11 protein-coding genes are annotated in these 12477 nt (G+C 39.5%); 6 read left to right on the top strand and 5 right to left on the bottom strand.

What is annotated here, in order from left to right; genetic code table 11:
* Positions 1-2 precede the first annotated feature (2 nt).
* The 3 genes from GSF04_RS22930 to GSF04_RS22940 all read left to right on the top strand — a co-directional run bounded on the left by GSF04_RS22930 (position 3) and on the right by GSF04_RS22940 (position 3825).
* Positions 3-878 (top strand): ROK family protein, encoded by an 876-nt coding sequence (locus GSF04_RS22930; protein ID WP_211858905.1) that lies wholly within the window; start codon positions 3-5, stop codon positions 876-878.
* Positions 868-3414: a family 20 glycosylhydrolase gene (locus GSF04_RS22935; protein WP_211858906.1), complete on the top strand. Its 2547-nt coding sequence runs from the start codon at positions 868-870 to the stop codon at positions 3412-3414. The genes GSF04_RS22930 and GSF04_RS22935 overlap by 11 nt, the downstream gene beginning before the upstream one ends.
* Positions 3415-3651: 237 nt before the next feature.
* Complete coding sequence (locus GSF04_RS22940; protein WP_017218574.1) at positions 3652-3825, top strand: hypothetical protein; 174 nt, start codon at positions 3652-3654, stop codon at positions 3823-3825.
* Between the two features lie 49 nt (positions 3826-3874).
* Here GSF04_RS22940 and GSF04_RS22945 read toward each other — a convergent pair whose 3' ends face one another.
* Together GSF04_RS22945 and GSF04_RS22950 are read right to left on the bottom strand one after the other, a co-directional pair.
* Positions 3875-4393 carry a hypothetical protein gene (locus tag GSF04_RS22945; protein WP_130165217.1) on the bottom strand — a complete coding sequence of 173 codons (519 nt, stop codon included), beginning with the start codon at positions 4391-4393 and terminating at the stop codon, positions 3875-3877.
* Between the two features lie 234 nt (positions 4394-4627).
* The gene (locus GSF04_RS22950; RefSeq protein ID WP_039493195.1) at positions 4628-5695 is read right to left on the bottom strand and encodes a ParB/RepB/Spo0J family partition protein; all 1068 of its coding nucleotides are present in this window, start codon (positions 5693-5695) and stop codon (positions 4628-4630) included.
* 409 nt (positions 5696-6104) lie between these two features.
* Here GSF04_RS22950 and GSF04_RS22955 point away from each other — a divergent pair, with 409 nt between their 5' ends.
* Positions 6105-6317, top strand: a complete 213-nt coding sequence (locus GSF04_RS22955) for a hypothetical protein (protein ID WP_045965510.1) — start codon at positions 6105-6107, stop codon at positions 6315-6317.
* A gap of 264 nt (positions 6318-6581) precedes the next feature.
* On the top strand, positions 6582-6728 hold the full coding sequence (locus tag GSF04_RS22960; protein WP_211858907.1) for a hypothetical protein: 147 nt from the start codon (positions 6582-6584) through the stop codon (positions 6726-6728).
* A gap of 421 nt (positions 6729-7149) precedes the next feature.
* Here GSF04_RS22960 and GSF04_RS22965 read toward each other — a convergent pair whose 3' ends face one another.
* The 3 genes from GSF04_RS22965 to GSF04_RS22975 form a co-directional block, all read right to left on the bottom strand.
* Positions 7150-9228, bottom strand: a complete 2079-nt coding sequence (locus GSF04_RS22965; protein ID WP_211858908.1) for a winged helix-turn-helix domain-containing protein — start codon at positions 9226-9228, stop codon at positions 7150-7152.
* A gap of 143 nt (positions 9229-9371) precedes the next feature.
* Positions 9372-9911, bottom strand: coding sequence for a hypothetical protein (locus GSF04_RS22970; RefSeq protein ID WP_211858909.1), 540 nt, complete (start codon positions 9909-9911; stop codon positions 9372-9374).
* Positions 9912-9922: 11 nt separating this feature from the next.
* Positions 9923-10075, bottom strand: a complete 153-nt coding sequence (locus tag GSF04_RS22975; protein WP_017218567.1) for a hypothetical protein — start codon at positions 10073-10075, stop codon at positions 9923-9925.
* A gap of 830 nt (positions 10076-10905) precedes the next feature.
* Here GSF04_RS22975 and GSF04_RS22980 point away from each other — a divergent pair.
* Positions 10906-12471 carry an NAD(P)-binding domain-containing protein gene (locus tag GSF04_RS22980; protein ID WP_211858910.1) on the top strand — a complete coding sequence of 522 codons (1566 nt, stop codon included), beginning with the start codon at positions 10906-10908 and terminating at the stop codon, positions 12469-12471.
* Positions 12472-12477 lie beyond the last annotated feature (6 nt).

The raw sequence follows: 12477 nt of genomic DNA on the forward strand, positions 1-12477 counted from the left end.
CGATGAATCACTCTTTGTTATGTATTGACTTGGGTGGCACCAAAGCCCTTGTGGCTTCGGTTGCCCACACTCAGGTCGAGCAGGTACGCCAGTATGCGGTGCCTAGTCAGGCCAACTTAGACCAAGTTAATGCCTTTGTTATCCGTTTAATCGAAGAAAACCTAACAGCCGAAACAACCGGTATTGCGATTGGCGTACCAAGCACACTGGATGTGTGCAGCGGCACCGTGCTGACAACACAAAATATTCCTCATTGGCAAAATGTGCCTCTGAAGCAATTGTTAGAACAGCACTTTTCTTTGCCCGTTGTTGTCCATAATGACGCAAACTGCTTTGCATTTGGTGAATACTTATATGGTGGCCACCATGCCAACAACCTAATTGGCGTATGCCTTGGCACAGGTATTGGTGCCGGTTTTGTCTTTAACGGTAATTTATATACGGGTAACCATAGTGCTGCAGGAGAGCTAGGAAACTTAAGCTATCTTGATGGAGTTATTGAAGATTATGCGTCAGGACAGTTCTTTGGGAGACAAGGAATTGAAGGGAGGTGGTTGGCCGAGCAAGCACGCAGTGGCGACCCATTTGCACAACAACAATTTGAGACTTTTGGCAGTCACGTTGGTCATGCACTCGCGCAAGTAGTCATGGTGCTGAATCCAGATGTCATTGTACTTGGCGGCTCCGTGACGCATTCATATGACTATTTTAACGCTGCACTTGAAGCCAAGATGCAGCAGTTGCTTGGCAATGTTTTATATCAATCCGTTCGTGTCATTCCAAGCACCTTAAATCACGCGCCACTTTTAGGGGCATACGGATTGTTTCAACACAATAAAATTAACCATGATAACAAGGAACTAGCCAATGAAGTTTAATCGGCTTATGGCCCTACTTTTTGGGGTGTCGTCACCCCTTTATGCGCTCGACCAAACCGCTGTAAACTGGTTGAGCCAAAATCTTGATGTAAAGTACACCTTGCTTGATAGCAAGCCTAGCACCTGCCCCAAGGCACAACAAAAGTGCTATTACTCAGAGCTGAGTTTTAGCGTAGCTACAGAAAATACCAAGGCAAATAATGACTTTGCTATCTTTTTTAGCCAACTGATGCCGATTTACCATGTTGAGGGCGATAACTTTGCCATTACCCATATCAATGGTGATATTCACAAAATCACGCCTGCGGCAGGGTTTAGTGGGTTTTCAAGTGCCCCCACTACCGTGCGCTTTTATACCAAGGACTCTCAGGTTACACGCTCAGAATTTATGCCAAATTATGTTGTAACGGACGCGCAGCTTAAGCTCACCCCACAAGTGATCAAAAGCACGCAAACCCAGCGCGATAACGACACAGGACTTGAACTACAACCTTATCTGACGCCATTTGGTACGCTCAACCAGCTGCAAACCAGCAGTAAAGATGACACCCCGTGGATGGGTAGTGAATACTTATATCAACATCAAGTGCAGCCAACACTTGATGCTGCAATTGGGCTGATACCAAAACCTAAACAACTGACAGTGCTGTCCGATAAACGACTCAATCTAGCAGCCGGAATTAATCTGCAACTTTCAGGTATTTCAGCTGATGCTATCACCATGGCACAACAGCGACTCAATACCCTCGGGGTAAAAAGCACCAAGGACGGACTTGTAGTTAATGTCGCTGTAAAGCCAAATAAGCAATCAAGTCCACATTATCAACTGACGGTCGCCGAAAATAATATCTCAATCCAAGCCAATAACAGCGCAGCTGCATTTTATGCGCTACAAAGCCTTGCTGGACTGTTGGATATTAATGATTTAAGTATTCCCATGGTGGATATTATTGATACACCAAGGTATGACTTTCGTGGTTTACACGTCGATGTTGCCCGCAACTTCCGCTCCAAAGCCTTTATTTTACAAACCATTGAACAGATGGCGGCATATAAGCTAAATAAACTGCACCTTCATTTAGCGGATGATGAAGGCTGGCGCTTGGCCATCGATGGTCTTGATGAACTTACCTCTGTCGGCGCTTATCGCTGCTTTGATTTGACCGAAACTCGCTGCCTATTGCCGCAATTAGGCGCTGGGAATGATAAAAACGCGCAAGTGAATGGCTTTTACTCTGCAGAGGATTATATTGAGATCCTGCGCTATGCCAAGGCGCATCATATCGAGGTGTTACCCTCATTAGATATGCCAGGTCACTCACGCGCTGCAATCATCGCCATGGAGGCGCGATATAAAAAGCTGATGGCACAAGGCACACCTGAGGATGCACAGCAATATCGATTAGTAGAAGCTGCTGACAAGACGCGTTACAGCTCCATTCAACATTACAACGACAACACGCTAAATGTCTGTATTGCAAACACTTATACCTTTATCGACAAAGTATTAAGTGAAGTAAAAGTACTGCATGACCGTGCAGGTGTACCACTCAACACTTACCATATAGGTGCAGATGAAACCGCAGGTGCTTGGCTAGAATCGCCGGCTTGTAAAAAATTGCAGGCAAGCGTGAAAGATTTTACCAACTTTAACGGTTACTTCATTGAACGGATCGCAAAGCTGCTAGATAAGAAAGGAATACAGGTTGCAGGGTGGAGCGACGGTTTAGGTGATGTACGTGCTGCAAATATGCCAGCAAACGTACAGAGCAATGCTTGGGCGACATTAAGCGAAAACGGGCACGCGGTCGCGCATCGCTTCGCCAATCAGGGCTGGCAGGTTGTCTTGTCTAGCCCTGATGTAACCTACTTTGACTTTCCATATCAATCTCACCCAGAAGAGCGTGGTAATCACTGGGCAAGCCGTGCTATCGAAAGCAAAAAGATGTTTGAATTTATGCCAGACAACCTCCCAGCGCATGCAGAGATCTGGAAAAATACCAATAACCACGCCTACATAGCCAACGACAGCGACTCATCTCTAAACAAGGGGGTTAAGTTTGCAGGGCTCCAAGGGCACTTATGGAGTGAAATGCTGCGCAGTGATGCACAAGCCGAATACATGCTTTATCCACGGCTATTGGCCCTTGCAGAGCGTGCATGGCACCATGCCGAGTGGGAATTACCCTACCAAGCCGGTCGTATATACAGCCAATCTAGCGGATATTTTACGGCTAAGTTACAGGCGCAACGTGAAGCTGATTGGCAACGATTCGTGGCTATTTTGGGCAATCAAGAGCTACCTAAATTAGCACAAGCCGGAATTGAATTTCGCATTCCTGTCGTCGCCGCAAAACAGCTATCTGGAGCAAAGCTTGACGCTTTTACCGCCATTCCGGGTTTTGTTATCGAAGCACAGCTTGAAAACGGCAACTGGGTGCCCTTCAATGCCTCACTTAATCAAGTACAGGCGCTTAGAGCGGTGCACCCAAACTCTGATCGCAAAGGACGAGCTTTGAGTTTAGAGAAAAAATAACGAATAAGATCAACATGTGATGCTAAGCCCTACTTAGTTCTTAGCATCTCTATCACCATTATCAGCCGCAAAAGAAACATTGAGAAAATGTAATTAATAGCAAAATGTTGAAAAAGTAATAAATATGTTTTAGCTTAGTTGTTGTGTTACTTTTTTGTTCACTGAAGAATAAATCAGATGACATAACTACAATATAATGAGCTCAATCAGAGCCTATAATTTAGAAGGAATACTGAAATGAAATTATCGTTAAACAAGAAGAAAATCAAAGCCCTATCAGCTGACAAGCAAACTGTTCCAGCAGTAATGACTCCACAGGTTGCAGGCGGCGCGCTTCGTTTCAGCCAAGACAGGCTAACGCATTGTGTTGCCAATACGTGTGGTCGCCATACTTGCCCTGATATTTACTAATCGAGAGTAAATAACACAGTTCAGTGCCTCTAAGGAGGCACTTTAAGGCTTACTTAAATTTAACTTTTTTGTCGCTTTTTGTATAAATGCGCGACTCAGGTTCAGTCCACTCGCCGTTTTTCAAGTATTGCGTCGACACCGTAAATTGACCACTCTCAAACTTACTGGTTGATTTCACCTTTGTAATACCATCTTTGTTATTGATAACCTCTTCGTATGCCACAAACTCGCTCTGGTTCAGGACTTCCATTGTTCCTTGGGTGTAAAACCCAGCCGTCGTAAAATAGTAAAACACTAGACTGTTTTTACTTTTATCCCAGAAAATTAATGACTCTCCGCCGTACATGCCATCGTTGATTGAATGTAAGGTACGAACGGCTGTGCCATTTAAAGCTCGCTCCCAGTGACTGACATCCTGCATCTTTGGCTTATCTGAAGGCACGTCAAAGTTCGATTGCCAAGTACCAAGATAAGGTGTAAACACCGAGAGTTCTTCATTTAATTTTTCATTAGCCCAAGATAGCGTACTGAATACCACCAATATGGCGAGCCCGAATTTTTTCATCATTTTTATTTCCGTTGATTGTGTCTCACTCAGTATAAAACTCAATACTAAGATTTGCGTAGCTAGTCAATCCCCCTCTGTGGGGCAGTGTCTAATATAGACGGTAATAGCTAAATTGCTTGAGCTACAAAAAAACTAAGGAAAATTACGTGAATCCATTCAAACATCAAATGTGACTTTATAACGCAACAAAAAAGTGCGAGATAGCATTACACCAAATATGCTTTACCTATAACATTAATTATTATCTAAAAATTCAATTACTTCAGCGATTAAAGTAGTCACTTGAGCCCGATCTTCCCAGTTTATATTTTCCCAATCAACACCAAGGTCTAATTCAGAAATATCAGTAAATAAAAGCTTTTTAAGCAATGAACTCGAAGAGATATTCTTAATAATGTAGTTCTGTTTTTTAATACTAGTGGCAGCTTTCCCCTCTAGTGCATCTGAGATTTTTGCACCAATCGCTTTTCGGTCACCAATATTCAATACTTTTTTATCGTGTTGGACCTTGTAATCATTTTCAATTTTCAAAACGATCTTTTTTACTTTTACAAAAGAAAAGCTTAATCCATTTTCGTATGCTCGAATGACCTCTGGGTACCTTGTTAAAACATTGTAGTTATCAAAAGCCCCAAAAGAAATACCAAGATATTTTGCCTTTTCCCTAACTGTAATTCGCTTTTCACCAATTTTAAGGCGAGCTTGATCCAAATAGTCCACTTCCATCATCGCAGCTAAAAATGCTTGAAGCTTACCGTATTGAGGAAGATCCTCTCTACTAGCATTTTCTTGAAACTGTTTAACTTTTGAGAGTATAGGCTTGCGCGCATAGACTTTAAACTGAGCAACATGGCCAAACCCATAAGCGAAAACCAGTGCAAAAAAGCGTCTGTGCCCAGTTAGTATCTGATACTTTCCATCATCGATAGGGTATACCGTAGGCACTTGGATCATTTCAGAAACAGCTATATTTTCTCCAAGCTCAACGATTGACTCAATTGTTGTATTCGCCTTTTTCCATTCACTTGAGCCATATTTAAGACAATTTATGATGCAAGATTTACCAACAAGAACATAGTTCTCCCCGTTGTATAGATCACATAGCTTACGCTTAGATATCGCTCTCGATATAAACTGTTTTGCATGTTCATCTTCAATAAAAATACATGGCATAAACCTAGCGTTGGAAATGTCCGGAGTAACCGAGCTGAGAAAAAGTGATTTATACTCAAATGATTCACTATGCAGAAACTCTTTGTTATTCAGTGTCGCAAGTAGAAGCTGTTCAAGGTTTTCAGCCATAATTCCAGATGACTCCGTATTAATATTTAGGTACAACAAACAGGTTGCACGCCTGTAAGGCACGCTCCCTATAAAATTTAATAGCTCAGATGCTATCTAAGGATAAGAGTAAAGTGTGTCATTATATTGCAACTTAAAAGGGTTTAGTATCTTTTAGTAAAATAATTACTACGATACAAATTGACACTAACGCCCCACACTAATTTCCCACGCTCCCACCAAAAATCAAAAAATAAAAATAAAAGCTTAAAAATCAAAATTTTAAACTTAAACATTTGCTAGGGTAGATAAGAATTCATAAGTACCAAATAAAACTTTTCCTCTGTAACCTTAAAGATAATATATAGGCACACAACTTCAACATCGAGCCGTACTTCATGTTAAAGCTCAACAGCAAAGTAGGTTACTCATGAAACAAAATACAATAGAAAAAACATCTAATCATACACTTTCAAGCAGAGAGTATCAGCTAATCAAGTGGGCATATAGTCATGGCTACTCTAAGGGACAAGCAAACGGCTTAGATGGTGTTTTTATTAGTTCCAGTGCAATACAAGGGTTACTTGATACCGATTTGCATAAAGAATTTGATACACAAAACTTTATAACTGACCTAGCTTAAAGCGCTCTGAGTGTGTCAATTTAAACTAGGTAAAAGTACTCACTCATATAATTCCGACAAGCCTGACTGACCGCAAAATTATAATAAACGAATCAGTCTGAGCTTGCTGGCTTTATGCACAGCTTAATTACCAATCAATTTCAATAATATTGCGCCTTCTTTTGTGTTTGTTTATTTGCATATAGCCTAATATTTCCAGAACACACTGTGATGATAAGCTCTAATTAATGTCTCACGAATGAGATTCGCTGTTTAAAGAATGTAATGATACATAGCATGATGGGTATGGAAGCGTCTGATATTAAACGCCTCAAAGAGCTTGAAGAAGAAAATCGTAAGCTAAAAGATATGTTTGCAACGCTTAGCCTAAAGCACTCGATGCTTGAGGATATCATCGCAAAAAAGCTGTAAATACAAGTAGGCGCAGAGCTTGGGTTGAGCATTTAAGAGCTCAATTTAACGTCAGCGTCGCATTTGCTTGTGAAGTGGCAGGGCTAAGCCGCTCAGCTTTTTATTACAAACATAAACGGCCGTTAGATGATGAAGTTATCGATGCATTACTTGCGCTGGTAGAGTGCCATCCTAGGTGGGGGCTGCCTAAGCTATTCAAAAGGCTTCGCAATAAAATAAAAAGCGTGTTGAACGCGTTTACAACATGCTAAAACTAAACTTGAGACGTAAGGGGAAGCGCCGTGCTCCAACAAGAACACCTGAACCATTAAGTGCACCGACACAACATAATGAATCGTGGTCAATATGACACCAATTGGCTATCTTGAGGCTGCATAAAATTCTACGAAATAGCTGTACTAAATTGGGTGGAGTTACATACTCATCGATTAGTATCTGCATAAATTAGTGAATTTGAAGATATACTGACGGTATCTAAAACTAGCTTTGAACTTCCCTGAAGTATATATATATCATTAATAAACATATTATTAGGTAATTCGGATGTTATGAGCTCAGGTTTAAAATCACCCAATTCAAATCTATATTTGAATATGTTCTTTCCGTCCGAGTGAAATAGCTCACCCTCTCTTAATGCAAAGGAATCTATAAAATAGCTTTTTGTTATGTTGGCTACATTTTTAGTACTCCCATCACTCTCTTTAACCCAGACACTTCCTTCAACATCGACATATATATAACTTCCATTTTTATAGGGGGCAAACCAGCTCACCTTGTCTAACGGTAAAAGAATCATTTTCATAGCATTTAGGTCATAGAGAAATGCTTGGTTCTGTCTCAATTTGTCATTCTTTATTAAGCCAAAAACAACATTTTCAGATTTAAATCCAATACTTATTGGGTAGTTTTTTAGTGTAACTTCAGCTCGCAATTCTCGAGTTATTAGGTCATAGACCTTAAATGAATCCTTATATAGGAAGAGCGCCGTTTTTGATTTCTCAGCAAGATCAAAGTCTAAAATATTTCCTACCATCCAAGGTTCCTCACTGTCAATTCCAGAACCTGTAAGTATTAATTCTTTAGACCCATTACCGTGTTTCTTAAGGTAAGCATTGAATTCACCTTTGTAGATCGCCTTAAATTCATCTTCGCTACTCACGTAGAGAGGACTGAATTTCCTTTCTTGCAAATCGAAATCATAAATATCAAAAGAGTATGGAACACTCACAGCTATGATCTTGTTATTACTCAAATTGTATGCGAGCGAGTAAGCGCTTTTCTTATCTAACTTTTCGACTTTTGATACAGAAAACTTATTCAATGAAAAGTAGACTATAGCCTGATTGATATTATCAAACCACGATATTGAGTCATTCTCTTTATCGTAACTCACTCTCCATATTCTTCCTTCTGTTTTATATAAGCTTGTTACCTCTGTACCTTCAATGTCTGTCACCATTAATTCCGTAAAACCAAACTGCACTCGCTCAAAGTATACCTTTTTACCCAGTTCATCAAAGTAAAGAAAGTTATCTCCAAATGAGCTAAGACTTGGAGAAGTGATCTGGTATTCATCACCTGATTTTATATTTCTAATCACAACTGTAGATAAGTTATTATTATTTCTATAGCCAAACTTAGAATATATTATTGTTTCATCGCTTATTCCGGCCATTACACGCTGCCGTTCATCGCAATTCATAATAAACTTTTGAGACTTTTCCTTATCCTCTAAGTCAACTTTCCAAATTTCACATTGGCTGTTTCTAATCTTTTTGACGAAAAGCTCGCTAGACTTTAAAGACCAACCTGAAGGAGAAAGATTAATACCTTGATGTGAAAGCTTATTTTCTTGGTTTGTCACTAAGTCTCTAACGATAACACTAGAAAACCCTTCCCCTTCAGGAGTAAATTCAAAAGCAATAAATCGTTCAGATGGGTGTATGATGATCGAGTTGTAACTACCTTCAAGCCAAGAAATTGTTTTCTCATCAACACTAACTTCTCTCACATCTACATCACGTGTTTTAAACGATATAAAAACGAATATCAGACTTGTGATTAGCATGGCAAGTACAAAATAGAAAATAAACGCCGTACGAGGGGGAAAGATTTTTGGTGTACTATCGTGAGGATAAGACTCGGATGTGTTTTCGAAATAAACGATTTCAGGCTCAAGGAAAAAGCTATAACCTTTACTGTAGTGCGTTTTAACCACAATACCTTGCTGCTTGTTTGAACGTAAGATCTTTCTTAGTTCAGACATAGCGCGATTGATAGCATTATCATCTACATAGCGCTGACACCAAACACTCTCAACAAGGTCTTGCCTTGTTACGACCGACTCATGATTAACAATAAAATAACAAAGTAGTTTAAAGATAAGAGGCTCCAATTCTCTGGAGACTTCGCCATCAAATATTCTTTGTGACTTGGGATCCAAAACCCATTCACCAAATCGAACTTCTCTAACTTTCCTTGAAAAACTAACTTCGTTCATTATTTACTTTTAGCTATAAAGATCTACTTAATCATTCTACTCAATAAGTACAATAACTCAACAATCACATAGCGAAAATAAATAAAACTTAAAAAAAACAACTACAAAAATGAAACACAATACCAACACACGCAACAAAAAAACTACATACAACCATGATTATTATCCATAATATTGATGTCGATTTTTGATTGCCACTCAAATGACACATCATTAGCTACAAACGTATAGCTTCCTTTTTCTTTGCTCTGGATAATAATTTTCGCAGATACCCCTCTATTACATAGTGTTACTAATTGTCCAACCTTGAAACCTTCATCAGTATCGCCAGGCATCCTGATAACACCATAAATCGTCCTACTCTTCAATTTCATAAGTAAATCACCAGAGCTGAACCCTTGTTGATCAAAGCTATGCTTTCTTATCCAATTAACTAAGCTGGATGATGTGGCTAATATTTTTTTTTCTTCATTTTTTTCATTGATATACTTAATTAAAATATCTCCTTCAAAAACTTCTACATTTTCCGAAGCTAGAAACTCAAAAGCAATCGCATTTTCATATGCATACACGAGTTCAACTCTTGGAGGCTCTACTTCAATAGTAAAAGATGGTGAAGTAGAAGCAGAGATCATTAAAGAATATGTAGTGAAGCACCCTAATAATGCCTTTCCTACATTCATTACTAACAATTCTAAAGTTTAGGTTCTGGATCGGCGACACTATGTGTGGTAGTCACAATACCATCCGTATTACCGCCTACAACTTTTTTGGTTAAAGACTTATTAAAGTGACCTTTATCATTTAATTCTTTTAGATTTCTTTTTATAAATTTCAATTTAAGCATGATGTCTACACCTTTTATGTTTTTTCTTCGTAGTTATAGTCTCAGTCAACCTTTCAGCTCAACCGTCCCACTCCAGAGTACAAACAAAGTGTAAAAAGCAGTAATTATCAATCCTTAGAAACAAATAAGAAAATGATATTTATAGCTTTATTATGGATGAAGATAATGTTTAATATGATTTCTTAGATGGCTATTGACGATAATATTTATAAAAAAGTTTTCGCAAAATATGCTAATTTTTAGTTTTATTGGCGGGATAGTAGTGCTTTTCAAGCTAGTAGACACACAAGGTAAAGAACGAAACCTGTTACCTAAAGACCATCAGGTCATTAGGTAACAGATTTGTAATTCCTCTAATTATACGCTCTAAATAACCTTTTAGCTTTACTTAGCTCCTGTAAGTCCGGATGCTACTTCAAGCCCTACTTACATATTGCTACTAAACAAATTCAAGGTATATCAAAGTTCTCTTATTATTTGGTATTTGCTCTCGTCCGCAGGTAAGTCAGCTTAGTCAAAGAGAGCATTCTTAAGTCACTAAACTGAAGAATATCTCTAGATAGTACATAGCTAATACCTATTACCGACTATTAGCTTTTAGTCATTGCTTGCCTTAGTTGCACTATCTACGACTCCCTCCCTAAAAATACATACTGGAATTCGTGTTACCGCCCAGTTGGTAAAAAAACATTGCAAATACACAATTAATACACAATTTAAAACAACAATTATACAACAAATTAATATCATAACTGCAATAGGGAAAGCGGGGAACGTTACCCTGTCTAGAGTAGTTGTTGCAGCACCAACACCAACAAGGAACAACGAACATGCTTGATTATCTTATTATTGGCGCAGGCCCAGCTGGAGTCCAAACCGCTTACCACCTAAAACAAAGTGGCTTGTCCTACCTCATGTTGGAGTCAGGTCAGCGCGCAGGGTGTTTTTTTGAAACATTCCCAATTCACCGGAAACTGATTTCAATTAATAAAGTATTTACCGGTTCAACAAACCCTGAATTCAACTTAAGACACGATTGGAACTCCATTTTAACTGATGACTACAGCCTCAACTTTTCCAGTTTTGACCGCGACTTTTTCCCAAGTGCTGATAACTTAGTCAAATACCTCAACCATTATGTTGACCAAAATCAGCTAAATGTTGCTTATAACCAGCGTGTTAAGTCCGTCGAAAAGATTGCCGATCACTTCGTTGTGACCACAACTCATAATGAACAATATACAGCAGCCCGCGTCATCGTCAGCACTGGTGTCCCTAAGCCTTATATTCCGAAGATCGAAGGAATAGAGCTAGTTACACAATACTCAGACTTAAATATTGATTTGGCACCATATGAAAACAAACGCGTACTTGTTATCGGTAAAGGAAACTCAGCTTTCGAAACGGCTGATCACCTTATCCCTGCCACCAGCCTAATCCACGTTTGTAGTCCAAATCCTTTAGATATGGCATGGAAGACCCACTATGTTGGCGACCTACGTGCAGTAAACAACAATATTCTAGATACATATCAACTGAAGTCGCAAAACGCTATCTTAGACGCCGACATTAAGCGTATTGAGAAACAAGACAACCGTTTTATCGTGCACTTTAGTTATGCTCATGCTAATGGTGAGCAAGAAACCATAGAGTATGATGAGATCATTTGTTGTACTGGATTTGCCATGGACAGTAGTATTTTTGCCGATAGTGCAAAACCTGATCTCATGATTGAAGGCCGCTTCCCATCTCTAGATTGCAGCTTTGAATCCATCAATGTAAAAGGCCTGTATTTTGCCGGCACGCTGACACAATCCACCAAATATCGTAAGTCGACCTCAGGCTTTATTCACGGCTTTAGATATAATAGCCGCGCCTTAGTCGAGATGCTAAAACAAAAGCATCATAATACTACGCTTGCATGCGACCAACACTTAGGTACGCCAGAAGCAATCGGCAGTGCAATCCTGAACCGTATCAATGAGACAAGCGCGCTATGGCAACAGCATGGCTTCATGGTGGATGCAGTTACGGTATCAAAGAGCGGTATGGCACAATATTATAAACACTTGCCGAGTCCGTACCTCCATGCTCATCTAGGTGATCACTATCATTTGCAGATAGCATTAGACTTTGGTGCACCAATTGAAGGTGACCCGTTCAATCAGGTTCGAGTGCATAAAGACAACGCGACTGATGCGGAGTTAAGTAAATTCTTACACCCCATCATTGAACTTTGCTATCAGGGTGAAGTAATAGAGACTCATCATATTATTGAGGACCTAGAAGCGGACTGGACTGACGTAGAAGCGCACGTTAAGCCACTTCAACAGTTCATTGAGCGAGTATTACCAAAACTTGTTGGTGAGAAAATGCAAAATAAAGTGTCAGCATAACTCATA

This window comes from Pseudoalteromonas sp. A22 (assembly GCF_018141345.1).
GTDB lineage: Bacteria > Pseudomonadota > Gammaproteobacteria > Enterobacterales > Alteromonadaceae > Pseudoalteromonas > Pseudoalteromonas maricaloris.

What these genes read in the sequence shown, in the direction of transcription:
- GSF04_RS22965 (WP_211858908.1), bottom strand. Translation starts at nt 9,228, where the DNA reads ATGAACGAAGTTAGTTTTTCAAGGAAAGTTAGAGAAGTTCGATTTGGT.
- GSF04_RS22930 (WP_211858905.1), top strand. Translation starts at nt 3, where the DNA reads ATGAATCACTCTTTGTTATGTATTGACTTGGGTGGCACCAAAGCCCTT.
- GSF04_RS22950 (WP_039493195.1), bottom strand. Translation starts at nt 5,695, where the DNA reads ATGGCTGAAAACCTTGAACAGCTTCTACTTGCGACACTGAATAACAAA.
- GSF04_RS22935 (WP_211858906.1), top strand. Translation starts at nt 868, where the DNA reads ATGAAGTTTAATCGGCTTATGGCCCTACTTTTTGGGGTGTCGTCACCC.
- GSF04_RS22945 (WP_130165217.1), bottom strand. Translation starts at nt 4,393, where the DNA reads ATGATGAAAAAATTCGGGCTCGCCATATTGGTGGTATTCAGTACGCTA.
- GSF04_RS22970 (WP_211858909.1), bottom strand. Translation starts at nt 9,911, where the DNA reads ATGAATGTAGGAAAGGCATTATTAGGGTGCTTCACTACATATTCTTTA.
- GSF04_RS22980 (WP_211858910.1), top strand. Translation starts at nt 10,906, where the DNA reads ATGCTTGATTATCTTATTATTGGCGCAGGCCCAGCTGGAGTCCAAACC.
- GSF04_RS22960 (WP_211858907.1), top strand. Translation starts at nt 6,582, where the DNA reads ATGATACATAGCATGATGGGTATGGAAGCGTCTGATATTAAACGCCTC.
- GSF04_RS22975 (WP_017218567.1), bottom strand. Translation starts at nt 10,075, where the DNA reads ATGCTTAAATTGAAATTTATAAAAAGAAATCTAAAAGAATTAAATGAT.
- GSF04_RS22955 (WP_045965510.1), top strand. Translation starts at nt 6,105, where the DNA reads ATGAAACAAAATACAATAGAAAAAACATCTAATCATACACTTTCAAGC.
- GSF04_RS22940 (WP_017218574.1), top strand. Translation starts at nt 3,652, where the DNA reads ATGAAATTATCGTTAAACAAGAAGAAAATCAAAGCCCTATCAGCTGAC.